Here is a 16,074-nt window from a genome sequence, read left to right on the forward strand (position 1 = left end):
CTGTATTTTCTGTGATTTACTCATTTATAATCCAATTATATCGTTAACTTTATCTTTTGGATAAGTCAGTTTAAAGTTTAAACTAAGTTTTTTATTTTCATTTGGATTCAACTTAAACTGCCACATTAATTGGCCGGTTTCTTTATTATAGTTTGCACTATCATATTTAGCCTCATCAAGTACGACTGCCTTATTGATAATATTAGGTAGCTGATCATAAACAACAATATCAATGGGTAGCGATTTGGTATTTTTTACATCAATGGTATAAGCATATTTTTGTGAAATATTATTGCCGAATAACGAAGGTTTTGATGTTTCATTAATATTACGATTACGTGAAATAAAAATATTGTTATCTTTACCTAAAGAGATATCGAGTGTCTCTTTTAGATCTTTAGTAGTAATAAAACTTTCGCCAATATAATTACCGTTAAAAAATACCGTAGACTTTCCTGGTAAAAGGTTAAGTTGATCCCAATCAGCAATTTGTGCTTGTAAGTACACACTGCTATCTAATTTAGGAATAGCAATATAATGATATGTCGCTTCCACTTCTTTGTTTTGTAAAGTAAGAATATTACTTTGGCTATTGGATTTAATGGTATAAGGCAATTTGACCTCAAAGCGGGTATTAATACCTAACGTTTTAGTGAATACATTATCATCAGGATGCGCTGTACTTGACGCGTTTGCACTTATTTCATCATCATCTTTTTCGCTCTTAGAAAAAAAGAATCCTCCTTTTGCAGTATACAGATCGATATACCATGGCATTAAATCAGGAGCAGTTATTCCATCACTGGGATTAGAAGTCGATAAACTAAAATCCACGTTTTGCCAATCCAAACCACTATTTTGATAAACATCTGCTTTATAAGTGAGTTGTAAGGGAGAATTGATATCTGCAACGCGCACATCATAAACAGGCGCCCAACCCGCTTTATTGGTGACGTACGATAAAGTCACTGGCAAGCTAATGTCTTTATCAGAATAAACTTTTACGGTAATTGCATTGGTTAAACCCTTGGTCAACGCTTTTTGTTTATCAATCTTATCTTGGCATTGTGCGATTTGTGCATTAATCTGATCGACTTCTTTCTGTAGCTTGTTTTGTTCATTTAAGGCTGTGACTAAATTTGTTTTAACAAATTCCAACACATTTTTCATTCCGTTTAAATCGTTATTTCCATTTTTAACTAACAGATCCAAGCGATTCCCCTGTAAAAGGGTAACTTGTTCAGATACGGCTTTTAATTGTATTTCGGTGGTATCATGTTTTTCTTGTAATTGCTTTAACTCGTCAAGTAAAGACTTAATATCTGCGCTTGGTTTATTATCGCCAACATAGTTATCATTTAATGACGTTGATAATACTTTCACGTTAGCATCATTACCAAATCCCACATTAATTGAATTAGCTTTGACACCATCGGCAATTCCAGTCAATAAAATTTCACTTTCCCCTTTACTTAGTAATACCGTTGATTGCCCCTGCAATTCAGCTCCTTGCAAAAAAAGTGTTACTTTATTGAGTGTAACATTATTGTTTGCTAAGACACTGCTAGAGGCAAATGCAATGAAAAAAGCTAATTTTTGAATTTTCATATTTCCTTTTCAATCTAGTTGAGATATTAACTATTGGAATTTATTTAAATTATAAGTAAGCATAGCAATATGCAATACCTAAAATCATCAATAGTAAAAGAGTATTCACTATTTTCAGCTTAATTGCTATAAATTTTAATGAAGCTAAATAAAAATAAATTATTTTATGTTTAATATATTGAACAATAAATAAAAATGATTTATATTTTGTTTAAAATAAAAAACACCAAATAAGGAGACTATTATGAATAGCTTCAGTTATCTAAAAAAAGCAATAAAACGAAAAAATATATCATTACAGACAGTTGCCGATGCTTGCCAAATGACTAAGGGTTACTTAAGTCAACTCATTAACGATAAAATTAAAAATCCTAGCGCACAAAAATTACAATCGCTCCACCAATATTTACAAATCGAAGAATCCACCAAAAATAAGAAAGTAGGCATCATTTTTGGCAAATTTTATCCTTTACATACTGGGCATATCTATCTTATTCAACGCGCAATTAGCCAAGTTGATGAACTGTATGTCGTGCTTTGTTCCGATACTATTCGTGATATGGCATTATTTGAACAAAGTGCGATGTCTCGCCAGCCAACGATCAATGATAGAATTCGCTGGCTACTGCAAACCTTTAAATATCAAAAAAATATCCATATTGAATTATTAGAAGAAGACGGCATTCCTGCTTATCCTAATGGTTGGCATGAGTGGAGTGAACGAGTTAAAAAACTGTTTCAAGAAAAAGGTATCAAGCCAGATTGCGTTTACTCAAGTGAACCACAAGATGTTAAGATGTATAAAGATTTATTTGATTTAGATACAATGCTCATTGATCCAAAACGACAATTTATGCAAGTCAGTGGCACTCAAATTCGCCAAGCACCACTGAAAAACTGGCAGTACATCCCAACTGAAGTTAGACCATTTTTTGTCAGAACCGTCGCCATTTTAGGTGGCGAGTCTAGTGGTAAATCGACGTTAGTGAATAAACTAGCGAATGTATTTAATACCACTAGTGCGTGGGAGTATGGACGCGATTATGTATTTTCTCACTTAGGCGGTGATGAGCGCGCCTTACAATATGCTGACTATGACAAAATTGCACTAGGACATGCTCAATATATTGATTTTGCGATAAAACATGCCAATAAAGTTTCGTTTATTGATACTGATTTTGTCACAACTCAAGCTTTTTGTAAAAAATATGAGGGCAAAGAACACCCCTTTTTACAAGCGATGATCAATAATTATCGTTTTGATTTGGTTATTTTATTAGGCAATAACACACCATGGGTTGCCGATGGTTTACGCCATTTAGGCAGTCCAAAACAGCGCAAAGATTTTCAACAATTATTGATAACATTATTAGAAAAAAACAATATTAACTATATACAAATAGATTCTCCTGATTACGAGGCGCGATATTTACGCTGTATTGAACTAGTTAATCAACTTATCAACGATGAAGAGTAATAAATGATGAATAAATTAAACGATCTTACCATTTCAATCGGACGCAATAAATTTTATCCATTTTTTTGTATATTATGTGTCACGCTAGCATTCTTATACACCGATCCATTTACGCAATTTAATTTACGCTATACAGCTTCTTACATAGGCGCTTTTTGTGGCCTACTTTGTGTCATTTTATTAGCAAAACGTAAAAATATGGGCAATGTATTGGGTATGTTTGCTGTAGTTGCAGAATGTTGTGCTAATGTTCTTGGTGGCAATATTGGTGCGGGACTGCCACCCCTCTACTATTTTTGTTCACATATCTATGGGCTATTTACTTGGCAAAAAAACCTTGATAATCATAAAAATGTTAAAGTTCGTTCACTCAATGAAACCGCATTTTTATATACACTCATATTTCTTATTGCTGCTGCTTTTTTCAATATTTATTTAACCAATGAAATTGGTGCTACCAATACAACCTATCAACTCGTGGCTAACTGTTTTATCTTTGGGTTAGGTATTGTTGCTCAGTTATTGCTAATGATGCGATATGCGTTTAATTGGTATTTATGGGTCATATTAAACGTACTGGTGATTGGTTTAAATATCTATACCGACAATATCATTATCGCAACACAGTACTTAATTTATCTGTTTAATGCTATTTATGGAATTTGTGAATGGAAACGTTCTGAACAGGAAGAATAGAAATACCAGATTTTGTCAGAAAGTTTCAGAAAACACTATGTTTCAGTATAAAAATAGAAAATAAATATTTTATTTTCTATTTTTTATTTGATATGAACATAAATTATTCTATATCGCCTTTAACTAAAGGTACAAATATCACCTCGCCCATATTTTTGGCTACAAATTTATTGCCATCACGCTCAATTAATTGTAGAGCCTGTGTATTTTTACCAACTGGAATAACTAATCGTCCTTTATCTGCCAATTGTTCTAACAAGCTTTGTGGCACTTCGGATGCAGCTGCGGTAACGATGATGCCATCAAACGGCCCTCGCTCAGGCCAACCTAACCAGCCATCACCATGACGCGTTGAAATGTTGTGAATATCAAGTTGCTTTAAACGACGTTTCGTATTCCACTGTAGGCTTTTAATTCGTTCCACCGAACAAACATGCTCAACTAACTTTGCTAAAACAGCGGTTTGATACCCAGAACCAGTCCCAATTTCAAGCACTTTAGAATTAGGCTCTAATTTTAATAGTTCCGTCATCTTTGCTACAATATAGGGTTGAGAAATAGTTTGGCCATTGCCTATTGGGAGTGGACGATTATCGTAAGCTTGATGCGAAAGGGCTTCATCAACAAAATGTTCCCGTGGAATTGAAGCGATAGCATCTAAAACATACTCGTCTTTTATTCCTTGCTGACGCAAGAATTTAATTAGGGATTGCATTTTTAGATTTTGCATTTGGCTACTCATTTTCCATTATTAATTCACGTATCACACTTGTTGCATAACAACCTGATGGCAAATAAAAATCGATCTCAAGAGTGCTATCATCTAACCATTGCCAATTAAGTTGCTCTGCTCGTAACAATATTGACCGTCTTGCTGTTTCGACACGCTCTTTTTTGAATAGATCAATAAATTCAGACCAACTTTCTAAACATTTTTGCTCGAAATCAAGTGCCTTAAAGCGTGTTCCAAGTGGTGAATCACCCACCATTGGTGCAGTAATATTAATTTCACCATTTCCAAGTCGCTGCTGTAATAAATCGAGTTCATCTTCTTGTGCAACAAACCAGCTACCACGCTGTGCGAGTTGTAATATATCGCCATCTAACACAATTTGATGTAAATTTTGAGCTATTCGTTGGCTGACAATATCATTAAAAATCGCACTACGTGCTGCAGAAAGATAAAAGCTACGCTTTTTACGATCTTTAACCGAAATCTCGCCACTGGCCCATTTTATGGCTTGGATAATATTATTTTCCCCACGACCAAAACGTTGTTCGCCAAAATAATTAGGCACACCATGCTGCTTGATTAACGCTAATTTAGATTCGATTTCAGATTGAGCATTTAAATTTCTTAAGGTAATTTTAAAATAATTACCCTTTAATGCACCTATTTTTAATTTCTTATTATGCCGAGTGACTTTGAGTATCTGGCAACCGGCTAAATCAAATGCCGAAAAATCGGGCGTTTGCTGACCAGGCATATGTAAGCTAAACCATTGCTGAGTTATCGCTTGACGATCTTTTAATCCAGCATAACTCACAAGCTTTGCTGAAATACCAACATATTTAGCTAACTGCTCAGCCACAAAAATAGTATTACAATCACGTTTTTGCAAAAAAACTAAAACATGTTCACCATCGCCAGTCAAATCAAATCCAAGATCTTCTGTAACCATAAAATCTTCGTATTGCTGTTTATACTGCCCTGTCGTGGTTGGTTTTCCATATAAATAATTAAGTTGTGCTAACACTTGTATTGCCTATTTTTAAATTTAATCTGCTTTGGGATTTTTACTTAATAACACTACCGCTTGGCAAGCAATACCTTCTTTACGTCCAGTAAACCCTAACTGCTCGGTCGTTGTCGCTTTTACACTAATTTGATCAAAATGCACTTTTAGATCTTCTGCTATATTAACTCGCATTTGATCAATATGAGATCGCATTTTGGGTTCTTGTGCGATGATAGTGGTATCCAGATTTATAAGTTCATAGCCTTTAGCTTGAACTAAGCTGTACACTTCTTTTAATAATATACGACTATCAATGCCTTTATATTTAGGATCAGTGTCAGGAAACAGCTTACCAATATCACCTAATGCTAATGCACCAATTAAGGCATCGGTTATAGCATGTAATACAACATCACCATCAGAATGCGCTATAAGACCATATTGATAAGGAATTTTTACACCCGCAAGGGTTATTGGCCCCTCACCACCAAACTTATGAACATCAAATCCATGACCTATTCTCATATTTTTACCTATTTGCAATCTTCTTGCTTAGTTATTAGTTAAATAAAAAGTAGCCAATGCTAAATCTTCAGGGCACGTTATTTTTATATTATCTCGACGACATTCAATTAATAAAGGATGCCCACCACAATATTCAATGGCCGAAGCCTCATCAGTAATGGTAACATGGTGATTTAAAGCTTGTTGCAAACATGACTTTAATTCACCAGCATTAAATAGTTGAGGCGTTGCAGCGCCCCATAGATAAGTTCGATCTTCAGAATAATCAATAACAGTGTCATTATCTTGATACGCTCGCTTAATCGTATCGCTAACACGAATGGCTAATATACCACCCTGATTTTTATTTATTACCGTTTCAATCAGGCGCGTAATATCATCATGCTCAACACAAGGCCTTGCTGCATCATGAACCAAAGCCCATTGTTCATCATTCAATAAATTTAATCCTGCTAACACAGAATCAGCACGAGTTTTACCACCTAAAGTGACTTTAATCTTATCGTGCAAGGCAATTGAAAGAGTATTAAATATATTATCTTCTGGGCTGATCACAACAATAACTTGTTTTATTTGAGGATGCGTTAATAATTTATTTAGCGTATGTTCTAAAATCGTCTTTGAACCGATTTCTAGATATTGTTTGGGGGTTTGACTATTCATACGGCAACCAATTCCTGCTGCCGGCACAATAGCGATGATATCATTGAGATTATTTACATTATGCATTATCGTTTTTTTGTATCCGAATCAATTATAATTCGATAAAAATATTCATTAGGTTTAACCATGCCTAAATGACTGCGTGCACGCTCCTCTATTGCTTCATGACCACGTTGTAAATCATTAATTTCAGCAAACATCTGCTCGTTACGAGCCTTTAATTTTTCATTATCGGCACGCAAGCTCACTAATATTTCTAAATTATTTTGATAATCGTACACGTTATTTTTGCCATACCACAAAGAATATTGCAGATAACCCAGTACAACCAATAGTAATAAAGGGAGCTTCCATCTTCTCATGAATTTAGTCTTATCCTTTATCTATATACATTTAACGGGTTTTGGTAAGCCAGCAAGCTTAGTCGCTTGTTTAGCTGGGCCATCAGGAAATAACTTATACAAATAACGGCTATTGCCCTTTTCTGCACCAAACTTTTTTTCCATCGCTTTGACTAATGCGCGTATAGCTGGTGAGGTTTTATATTCTAAGTAAAAATCACGAACAAATAAAATCACTTCCCAATGTGCATCGGTTAATTCGATGCCCTCTTTGGCTGCCAACTCAGGAACCAAATCAACAGTCCAATCCTGCCAATTTTTTAAATAACCTTTATCATCGGTTTCTATCTGTTCTAACATTTTTCAAAGTACGCTATTTAATGTGTGTTGTATTATACCCAATTAATCACAATCCAACACTAATTTTGCGGGCAAATACCTCATTGATTGCTTAATTCCCATAAAATTTGGTGAAATTTAAAGCAAACGATAAAAAAACTTAAAATAGCTATTTACAAATAAGCAAGTCTACTTTAATATTCACAGCCATTGCGGAAGTGTGGCTGAGCGGTTGAAAGCACCGGTCTTGAAAACCGGCGAGGGGCGACCCTCCCAGAGTTCGAATCTCTGCGCTTCCGCCATCTTCTTTCACTATGAGTCAATTAATTACAATTCAGAAAAACATAAAGTTAAATTTATCAAATAAATTGCCTAGAATTAACTTAGAATACATTGTCACTTCTTGTGACCTTTTCCTCAAAATTTCACTTAGCTACTGCACTCCAAAAAAACAATCAATATAAAATACCTCAAATAAATTCGCTTTCGCTAATCATGATAACAATTAACTACACACGACCAATTTACATACGTTAAACGCCCGAAGATTTTGAAATTGAATTGTCCTGCGAGTATTACATTATTAACAGCGAAGATTAGATTTTTTTATCCAAAACAACAAAAAGAGTTATCTTAGCAACTACAGGTCGCATTCATGATGAAGATAGCGGATAATAAAAAATCTCTTAGAGGGTTTGATAAAATAAAACTAGATAAAAAATACGCCCTTTCAGGCTTTATAGTTATTTTATTCTAGTGCAGTACATTAATATTTTACTTTTCTCATTATTTTCTTTGCTTATCTTGCGTTATTACTAACCCAGAAATTATCTTAAACTTATTGTCTGATATATAAGCCAGCAAATCTCATGCCACCTAAAAAACTGTTGTAACTTCCGCTCAATTTCTTAAAATCCTGCTTTATTTTTCATCACTATCTGATCATTTTACGAAAAAGTCATCGTTTCTTTTAAATACGTAATTACTGATTTTCATAGTCAATTGATGTTGAATAGTCTTGAAACGCCCCACTCTTCTATTTTACCCTTTGTTCGGTTGTGCTACAATCCCAATTCCCGATAAGCATTTCCTCACTTACTTTTTTACCACAACCTAATAAAATAAGCCCAATTAATCCAAACAATACAAATTTTTCATACCATTCTCCTTAATGTTTTTGGTAAATGGCATGAAATTTATTTAATAAAATCAACGTTTATTTAGTAGCCCCTTTTTAAACCGCCTATTCGGCGTTAAACTTTGCTTGCTTAATCTTACACGCATCAAGAAGGGGCTGAATTGCCTCGTCAAAACCTTTTAGGCTAAATTCCATATCGATAGTTTGGGTAGGTGCATTCGCTCTGATAAAAATTGAGTTTTTACCTTTTAATTGTTCAATTTCTTTCGCTGTTATATTCATATTTATAAAATTAGGGCCTAAAGTAATTGCATTTCTTTGAAACGGTGTTTCTTTATCAATTCTTAAATCTAATTTAACTTTATTACTATCAAGCGTAATCAAATTTTTTACATAAATCAATTCAGTTAATTTACCTTTCATACAAAAGAACGCGTAATATTTATTATTGAATGAGAAGTAACGAGAATTACTCGGATCTTCTGTTTTCGCAAAATACCTAATTTCATTCGTTAATTTATTGGTTGAGGTTATTAAAGACCAATTGCCAAAATTTCTCTTTATATCTGATTCTGAGGCATAACAAGAAAAAGTGCATAAACAAAGAAATACTGCTAATGATTTTTTAAACATTTAACATTCTATTAACATGATGATTACTGTTGTTATGTTAAGTTAGTTTAAATTAAAAGTAAATAATTAAAATATATTAACAATCATTGATAATTCCGTACCATTATCTCTATTTATCTGCATGATTTGTTTAATATCCTATTGTATTGTACAACGTTCATAATACCGCCTTGAAACAAGTAAAAAAATTAATTTATTTGCAACATATGGTTGACTTTTAATGTAGGCGCCACTATGACAACCCGCTATAAATGTCGAGATAAATACGGTGGTATGGAAACCTCTGACATTAAACGTTTAAAGGCACTGGAAGCTGAAAATCGTAAGCTTAAACAGATGTTTGCCCAGCTCAGTTTCAAAGCTCAACTTCAGGAGGAAATCATAAAAAGCTCTAGTGCCTACCAAGGCACGTAAAGCTTGGGCAGTGCAATTGCAAGAAAGTCATTCTGTTACTATTGTGAGGATCATTTGTTAGCCAATTGCTTTTATAAATATACATATCATTTAGCTGATCTGGATTTAGCCAATAGCCGTAAACTTGATAAGAGATATCATTAGCATTATTTAATATACCACTTTAATTCAAATCAATTTAAGTGATTTTCTATCTGTGTTTAAAAATAGCAAAATAAAAAATTAGATAAAATCAACATTTCCCCGACCAATTTTTGTTTGAATTTATTTTTAAATAATCAGCTAATATATTGTTTTTATAGGATAGCCAGAAATCCTAGTTTATTTTGATAAGTAATTAATCTTAAATTTATATTCCGTTTAATTTTTAGTGGTATGCTCTTAAAAAACATAGGAATAAACAACATGAATAAGCTATTAAAATTAGTAACTGCATTATCTTTATTTTTTACAGCAACCATATTTGCAGCCCCAAATACAGAAGAAGCTTCTATATTTAAAAAAACAGCATGAAGTTTTAAATGATGGTATTGAATATTTAACTTACTCAGCAGATATTGATGAGGGTCGTTTTGTCGTTATTATTGATGAATATAAAGAAACTAAACAAGCTGTTACAAGATATATTGTTGGCAAAAAAGTATATCGATTACTTTCTGTTAATTATTGTGTTGCTGAAACTGATTTATGTGGTGATATCACTACCCTATTAAAACCGTTAGAAGTATTAGCTGATGATTTATATGGAAGCGAAGCAGCTAAAGACTTAGTTTGGCGTATTACTTATGTTAAGAATGATGACATAGTTTCAACTGACCAATTAGTTCCAATTCCGGAATTAGGTGATTTAAAAGACTTCGTTGGTGTTTATAGCGATGATGAAGATGATATGGATGCCTCATATGATGAAAATAGTCATATTGAACAATACATACCACATATGTTAGGTTGGAGTTATGGCCCTAAAGTTAATCCATAAAAACATCAAACCAATTTGTTATTGCTAGTAAATTGGTAACAATGTATAACTCACTAAAGTCGTTGATCGAATTGCCCACTGGGGCTGTAATTTTTATTCGGTAAACAACTTTATTCTTTTACAAAAAAACAGAAAAAACTCAAATAAAATCAATATTCTTTCTGACAGATTTTTATATAGCATTTGTTTTTATAATAAATAGTGACGTAACGTTTTATTGAGCAAATAAAAACCCTAGATTGACTAGGGTTTTTGTGTGGTTTTATTAGAATAGCTATTTATTTTTTGCTTTATATTCCGAATAATATTCCTCGGCCAATTTACGCATTGATAAACCAATCGCAGCATATTGATATTCATTTAAGTTTGCTAACGAGGCGCGAGCAGAAGGATGCTGTACAGCAAATCCTTTGCCTGGTAATAATACAACACCCGCTTCATCAGCAATTCTGAATAACATTTCAGATGGATTTTTATTTTTGAGAATCCATTTAGCAAATTTATCGTCATATAATTCTCGGCAAATATGTTCAAGATCCACTAGCGTATAGTAATCTACACTATTTTCATCTGTTTGATGTTTAAGACCTAAATGTTGATAAAGTGATGCTGCACGGCGTCGGATTAGTGATTTTAAAGCGGTTTTATAACTTTGATCGCTATCCATCATTTCGCATAATGCAAATAAAACCATTTGTACTTGTTGCGGTGTTGAAAGACCCGCTGTATGGTTTAGTGCAACCGCACGACTATCAGCCACTAATCGATCAATAAATTTTAGATTTTCTGGATCAGTAACAATTGAGCTATAGCGTTTATTTAAGATCTGTTTAGTTTTAGTTGGTAACGCTTTAAGGGTTTTGTCGATGACATTATCGCGTGCTGTGGCAATAACACCTAAACGCCAACCAGTCGCACCAAAATATTTCGAAAATGAATAAACTAAAATGGTATTTTTTGGGCATATCGCAAATAAAGATTGGAAGTCATCGGCAAATGTACCATAAACATCATCAGTCAAAATAATCAATTCAGGACGTTTTTGAACGATATCAGCAATAATTTTTAGACTTTTATTATCAATTTTAACTGATGGCGGGTTAGATGGATTAACAACGAAAAAGGCTTTAATTGCTGGATCTTCTAATTTACGCAATTCTGACTCAGGATACTGCCAATTTGCATTAGGATCAGCATTGATTAACACTTCAACTAATTGATAGTCGTTCAATTCGGGAATTTCAAGATAAGGTGTGAATATTGGCGCACCAATCGCGATTTTATCGCCTTTTTGGATTAAACCGTTTTCTTTCATGGAGTTAAAAATATAAGCCATGGCAGCTGTGCCGCCTTCAACGGCAAATAAATCGATATTATCGCGCTCTAAATATTGTGCGCCCATTTGTTGTAATACATAGGCTTTAACTACATCTTCACTAAAATGTAGCATTCTGTCAGGTACGGGGTAATTGCATCCCAAAATACCTTCTACCATTTCTTGTAAAAAGGCATTTTCGTCCAATCCAAGTTGATCACGAATATAAGAAAAAGCCTTACCTAAAAAGGCAACTCCTGGGGTATTATAGTTTTGACAAATAAAATGCTCAAAGCGTCCTGTTAATCCAGCTTTGATTGGCATGCCGCCAACACCTTCATTTAAATATGAAAATGACATTTCGGATTCTTGGGTTGCAAACACACCTAGTTGAAAAAAAGCTTGTCGAGGCCAAGTGGCAAGAAAGTTGGGATTACCTCTTCCTGCATTTAACATTACGCGATCAGTATGACTTTGTGCCAGTTTAATTAAGTTATCTTTTAACTCAAAAGGACTTAAATTAGCGTATTGGCTGTATTGTGTATTGTTTTTCATACATTTGTATCCTTAATTTGATATATCAATTAAACAAAAGCAACAACCAATGGTCCTAATAAAGTTAGGAACACATTAGCTAAAGCATAAGTAATAGCAAAAGAGTTAGTTGGTGTTGAATTACCAGCTTTATTGAGCACTTCACCAAAGGCGGGATTAGCACTACGCGATCCAGCTAACGCACCGGCAAACACTGCTGCATTTTTATAGCCAAGCACATATTTACCAAAATAGATGGCAAGCAACATGGGTAATAAGGTCACAACAACCCCAATTAAAAATAAGGATAAACCTTGTTCTTTAATAGTATTAATTGCTTGAAGACCAGAACTGAGCCCCACAACCGCCACAAAACCTGCCAAACCAAAGTCTTTTAACAGTTGCACAGCGCCAGTTGGAATATTACCGATAGTTTGATGAAGAGAACGATACCAACCAAATAATAGACCTGATAAAAGTGCTCCACCACCTGCACCTAAAGTGATCGGGATATCACTAATACGAATCACAATTAAGCCAATAATAAGACCAACCACAAGCCCTAAACCATGGAATATCCAGTCAGTTTTTTCGCTTTTGGTAATTGGTGCACCAATTTTATCAACAACTCGACGAAGATCGCCGTCAGCACCATAAATGGTAATAACATCACCTAATTTTAAATAGATATCGTTATTAATAGGTAGAGGTTGACCATCACGATGAATAGCTAAAAGGTATATGCCATGTTTTAACTTCATCACTTCGTCAGAAGCCAGCAATTGTGCCAGATTTTCACCCACATAATTACTATTACGCATTTCAACATCTAGCTTATTCATCACGACATCCATACCTGATGCTGAATTAACTTCGGTACCCAGTAGATCTTGTGCTTTAATCATTGCATCACGGTGACCAACAACCAAAATAATATCTTTTGACTTTAATATTGTTTCAGGCGTTGCTTCAATAATGTTATTACCACGCTTAATACGCTCAATACTGATGCCATTAACCGTTTGTTCAACATGCGCAACCGTTTGATTGATCTTATTGGTAATACGGTATAAACGACCACTAATATCTGATAAAGCTAAATTTTGATCAGAGCCCAATAAAAGCGAACCATGGAGCTGTTCAGCCTGTGCTTTAATTGCATCATCACCAATATCTTTACCCATGATTTTTGGCAAAATGTTGACGCACACAATAATGGCACCTAGAGAACCAAATATATAAGTCACCGCATAACCAATGGTGACATTTGCTTGCATTTTACTTAATTCTTCGGCACTTAATCCAAGCTGACTTAATGCATCAGAAGCCGTGCCCATAATGGCAGATTGGGTTAACCCGCCTGCCGCTAAACCGGCAGCAAGACCTTTGTCTAAATTGAATATTTTAGCTAATACCACAACAGTCACAAAACTAGCAACCGCAATAAATAATGCTAAGAAGATTTCGCGTAATGTTTTAACGCCCAAAGAGCGAAAAAACTGAGGACCACTTTCATAACCCACAGCATAAATAAATAGTGCAAAAAGAATTGATTTAACGCCAGCGTCAATAGTCACGCCCAAAATGCTTAAAGCAACAGCAACAAGTAGCGAACCAGCCACACCACCGAGTTGGAATTTACCCATCCGAATGCCGCCAATCAAATATCCTAAACTCAACGATAAAAATAATAAAATTTCTGGAGAGTGTTTAAGTCCATCTAAAATCCAGTTTGAAAGCCATTGAAACATAATAATTGTCCCCAAACGTAATGATTTGTGAATAAAAAAGATATGAAATAGAATGGAACTATATCCATAAATTTGTATGAATATGAGTTTATATTAAATTATAATTAGGTTAATAGATATTCAGTTTTAACAATTAATGCTATCGTTAAAAAATTGTTAATAAGCGTTCTTTTTATCAAATTTTTAGGTAAATTATAGATAAATTTGAGATTAGTTGTATTGTAAATAAGACAAAATTTTGCGCGCTTTTAAGTAAAACTTTGTTCAAAGTTAAACTATTTTTATTGATTATTAAAGATGAGAAATTCAGAAATAAGTGTATTAGGTGTAATGTAAGCTCAGTTTATCAAATGAGCTTGATTTTAGAGTTAAGAAAACCTAAAAATATTTTCTTGAATTTTGGTATCAAGGTTATTTATCCAATGATTATAATTTTGATGAATTTTACCATTATTATTTTTTAAATTGTTGCTAACCGACACATAATTAATAGAGTAGCTCTTTGAAGAATAAGGTATATTTATCACAGCTTAAAACTTATGGTTGAATAAATAACCATGGATAGAGTTGCCAATTACCATCAATAACATTCCTTATTCATGTATCAAAAGCAACTAGTTTGACCATTAGTAGCAAAAGTTAGAATAGCTTTTTTACTTGCTTTTTTGTCAGTCCGTTTATTGAAACCATAATATTTAGACTTTTAATATTTACTAGCACACCCAATTAATTGCGAAATAAATAATGTACTAACAATATTTTTTATAAACCTTATTATTTACGCCTTATGTATTACTAATTAACTTTTTACAGATTAACAAAGTATGTCCATAACCTAAATTATCAATATCCTTTTCAATATAAAAGCCGGCATTCTTAAGACATTGGTAAAACACGCTAGAGTGATAAAAACGGCTATTACCATTCGCCAAACACGTAAAATATAAAGATGAAGCATTTAAGCTCAATGCACCGGCCTCAAAACTCTGCCTATCCCAAAATAGATCCATAATACATATCATGGCATCATCTTTCATACTACGATGTATCAATTTTAAAATATGGGTAATTTGTTCAATACTAAAGCAATCTAAAAACTGGCTCATCCACCAAATATCAGCTTTATTAGGTAATATTTCTGCAGTCAATAAATCAACGGGATAGCTATCGATGCGATCAGCAAAACCCGCATGCTTAACATTTTTTTCAGCAACTTCAATCTGTTCAGGCAGATCTAATAATGTCACCTTGAGGTCAGGAGAGTGTTTAGCGCAATAAATAGCCCATTTGCCTGTATTGCCACCAACATCATAAATATGTTTAGGATTTAAAGTGGAAATATGGGAAAAAACAATCGGGAAAGAATGATCAGAATAAAAATGATCAAATTCAAACCAACTTTTTTTAGCTTTTTCTGGCAATGACTGTAATGCTGGATATATTGTTTTCCAATCCCCAAAAACTTTTAATCCTTCAGGAGTACCAGATTCAAGCGCATCTTGCAAATAAAACATACTTTGATAACAGATATCTTGAGTAAAATTAAGGTTAACTTCTGTCATTTTGTCATGTAATAAATAATGCCCTACTTTACCAAGAATATAGTATCCATCGTTTTTATAAATAACATGCATACTTAATCCAACATCCAACAAAAGCTCAATTGCGTAAGGAGATAAAGAAATTTCTTTTGCTATTTCATCAAAAGTAACACCTTTTTTCCCCGCTTGATCTATGCACGTTAATATACCTTTGTTTTTCATACAAACTATTGCTTGAAAAAAGATAGGATAAAATGCGATCTTTTGAGCTTCAGTTATTGCTTCTAATGCCGTATAAATATCTCTATGATATCCATATTTTATATTTTCTTGTTCAGTCAATCTCTTGCCTTTTTGAATTTTTAATGTATTGTATATTTA

Annotated in this window: 15 protein-coding genes and 1 tRNA gene; 5 read left to right on the forward strand and 11 right to left on the reverse strand. The window is 33.6% G+C overall.

Features of this window, described 5'->3' with window-relative positions; translation table 11 throughout:
• Window positions 1-24 precede the first annotated feature (24 nt).
• Window positions 25-1,608 (reverse strand): mucoidy inhibitor MuiA family protein, encoded by a 1,584-nt coding sequence (locus A9G22_RS08190; protein WP_065585982.1) that lies wholly within the window; start codon window positions 1,606-1,608, stop codon window positions 25-27.
• Between the two features lie 244 nt (window positions 1,609-1,852).
• Between A9G22_RS08190 and nadR the strand changes: the two genes are divergently transcribed.
• Together nadR and pnuC are read left to right on the forward strand one after the other, a co-directional pair.
• Window positions 1,853-3,085 (forward strand): multifunctional transcriptional regulator/nicotinamide-nucleotide adenylyltransferase/ribosylnicotinamide kinase NadR, encoded by a 1,233-nt coding sequence (nadR, locus tag A9G22_RS08195; RefSeq protein WP_065585983.1) that lies wholly within the window; start codon window positions 1,853-1,855, stop codon window positions 3,083-3,085.
• A gap of 3 nt (window positions 3,086-3,088) precedes the next feature.
• Window positions 3,089-3,781, forward strand: coding sequence for a nicotinamide riboside transporter PnuC (gene pnuC, locus A9G22_RS08200; protein WP_218058782.1), 693 nt, complete (start codon window positions 3,089-3,091; stop codon window positions 3,779-3,781).
• Window positions 3,782-3,884: 103 nt separating this feature from the next.
• Here the strand turns inward: pnuC and A9G22_RS08205 are convergent, their stop codons facing one another.
• The 6 genes from A9G22_RS08205 to A9G22_RS08230 are packed head-to-tail and all read right to left on the reverse strand — an operon-like array spanning window position 3,885 to window position 7,409.
• A complete protein-coding gene (locus A9G22_RS08205) occupies window positions 3,885-4,511 on the reverse strand; it encodes a protein-L-isoaspartate(D-aspartate) O-methyltransferase (protein ID WP_075508682.1) in 627 nt (208 codons plus the stop codon).
• Between the two features lie 4 nt (window positions 4,512-4,515).
• Window positions 4,516-5,538: a tRNA pseudouridine(13) synthase TruD gene (gene truD / locus A9G22_RS08210; protein WP_075508674.1), complete on the reverse strand. Its 1,023-nt coding sequence runs from the start codon at window positions 5,536-5,538 to the stop codon at window positions 4,516-4,518.
• A 21-nt stretch (window positions 5,539-5,559) separates the two neighbouring features.
• Window positions 5,560-6,045, reverse strand: coding sequence for a 2-C-methyl-D-erythritol 2,4-cyclodiphosphate synthase (ispF, locus tag A9G22_RS08215; RefSeq protein WP_075508675.1), 486 nt, complete (start codon window positions 6,043-6,045; stop codon window positions 5,560-5,562).
• Between the two features lie 27 nt (window positions 6,046-6,072).
• Window positions 6,073-6,774, reverse strand: a complete 702-nt coding sequence (gene ispD / locus A9G22_RS08220) for a 2-C-methyl-D-erythritol 4-phosphate cytidylyltransferase (RefSeq protein WP_075508676.1) — start codon at window positions 6,772-6,774, stop codon at window positions 6,073-6,075.
• Window positions 6,774-7,070: a cell division protein FtsB gene (gene ftsB / locus A9G22_RS08225; protein WP_065585988.1), complete on the reverse strand. Its 297-nt coding sequence runs from the start codon at window positions 7,068-7,070 to the stop codon at window positions 6,774-6,776. Before ftsB ends, ispD begins: the two co-directional genes overlap by 1 nt.
• 21 nt (window positions 7,071-7,091) lie before the next feature.
• Window positions 7,092-7,409: a TusE/DsrC/DsvC family sulfur relay protein gene (locus A9G22_RS08230; RefSeq protein WP_075508677.1), complete on the reverse strand. Its 318-nt coding sequence runs from the start codon at window positions 7,407-7,409 to the stop codon at window positions 7,092-7,094.
• Window positions 7,410-7,602: 193 nt separating this feature from the next.
• On the opposite strand from A9G22_RS08230, the gene A9G22_RS08235 reads away from it, so the two are divergent.
• Window positions 7,603-7,690: transfer RNA gene (locus tag A9G22_RS08235), tRNA-Ser, on the forward strand.
• Window positions 7,691-8,631: 941 nt separating this feature from the next.
• Here the strand turns inward: A9G22_RS08235 and A9G22_RS11250 are convergent.
• Window positions 8,632-9,159, reverse strand: a complete 528-nt coding sequence (locus tag A9G22_RS11250; protein WP_141670015.1) for a hypothetical protein — start codon at window positions 9,157-9,159, stop codon at window positions 8,632-8,634.
• A gap of 234 nt (window positions 9,160-9,393) precedes the next feature.
• Here A9G22_RS11250 and A9G22_RS11655 point away from each other — a divergent pair, with 234 nt between their 5' ends.
• Both A9G22_RS11655 and A9G22_RS08250 read left to right on the forward strand, forming a co-directional pair.
• Entirely contained in the window at window positions 9,394-9,573 is a 180-nt protein-coding gene (locus tag A9G22_RS11655) for a transposase (protein ID WP_081296894.1), read from the forward strand.
• Between the two features lie 463 nt (window positions 9,574-10,036).
• Window positions 10,037-10,552, forward strand: a complete 516-nt coding sequence (locus A9G22_RS08250) for a hypothetical protein (RefSeq protein ID WP_075508678.1) — start codon at window positions 10,037-10,039, stop codon at window positions 10,550-10,552.
• Between the two features lie 274 nt (window positions 10,553-10,826).
• On the opposite strand, the gene A9G22_RS08255 is transcribed toward A9G22_RS08250, so the two are convergent.
• From A9G22_RS08255 to A9G22_RS08265, 3 genes are all read right to left on the reverse strand, one after another.
• Entirely contained in the window at window positions 10,827-12,422 is a 1,596-nt protein-coding gene (locus A9G22_RS08255) for a bifunctional aspartate transaminase/aspartate 4-decarboxylase (protein WP_075508679.1), read from the reverse strand.
• A 29-nt stretch (window positions 12,423-12,451) separates the two neighbouring features.
• On the reverse strand, window positions 12,452-14,152 hold the full coding sequence (gene aspT / locus A9G22_RS08260) for an aspartate-alanine antiporter (RefSeq protein WP_075508680.1): 1,701 nt from the start codon (window positions 14,150-14,152) through the stop codon (window positions 12,452-12,454).
• 785 nt (window positions 14,153-14,937) lie between these two features.
• Entirely contained in the window at window positions 14,938-16,017 is a 1,080-nt protein-coding gene (locus A9G22_RS08265) for a class I SAM-dependent methyltransferase (protein WP_075508683.1), read from the reverse strand.
• Window positions 16,018-16,074 lie beyond the last annotated feature (57 nt).

Source organism: Gilliamella sp. App2-1, assembly GCF_001690255.1.
Taxonomy (GTDB): domain Bacteria; phylum Pseudomonadota; class Gammaproteobacteria; order Enterobacterales; family Orbaceae; genus Gilliamella; species Gilliamella apicola_G.

Coding starts and splice junctions, on each gene's coding strand:
- ftsB (WP_065585988.1), bottom strand. CDS start 7,070: ATGAGAAGATGGAAGCTCCCTTTATTACTATTGGTTGTACTGGGTTAT.
- A9G22_RS11250 (WP_141670015.1), bottom strand. CDS start 9,159: ATGTTTAAAAAATCATTAGCAGTATTTCTTTGTTTATGCACTTTTTCT.
- ispF (WP_075508675.1), bottom strand. CDS start 6,045: ATGAGAATAGGTCATGGATTTGATGTTCATAAGTTTGGTGGTGAGGGG.
- A9G22_RS08205 (WP_075508682.1), bottom strand. CDS start 4,511: ATGCAAAATCTAAAAATGCAATCCCTAATTAAATTCTTGCGTCAGCAA.
- A9G22_RS08230 (WP_075508677.1), bottom strand. CDS start 7,409: ATGTTAGAACAGATAGAAACCGATGATAAAGGTTATTTAAAAAATTGG.
- A9G22_RS08190 (WP_065585982.1), bottom strand. CDS start 1,608: ATGAAAATTCAAAAATTAGCTTTTTTCATTGCATTTGCCTCTAGCAGT.
- A9G22_RS08255 (WP_075508679.1), bottom strand. CDS start 12,422: ATGAAAAACAATACACAATACAGCCAATACGCTAATTTAAGTCCTTTT.
- aspT (WP_075508680.1), bottom strand. CDS start 14,152: ATGTTTCAATGGCTTTCAAACTGGATTTTAGATGGACTTAAACACTCT.
- ispD (WP_075508676.1), bottom strand. CDS start 6,774: ATGCATAATGTAAATAATCTCAATGATATCATCGCTATTGTGCCGGCA.
- pnuC (WP_218058782.1), top strand. CDS start 3,089: ATGATGAATAAATTAAACGATCTTACCATTTCAATCGGACGCAATAAA.
- nadR (WP_065585983.1), top strand. CDS start 1,853: ATGAATAGCTTCAGTTATCTAAAAAAAGCAATAAAACGAAAAAATATA.
- A9G22_RS11655 (WP_081296894.1), top strand. CDS start 9,394: ATGACAACCCGCTATAAATGTCGAGATAAATACGGTGGTATGGAAACC.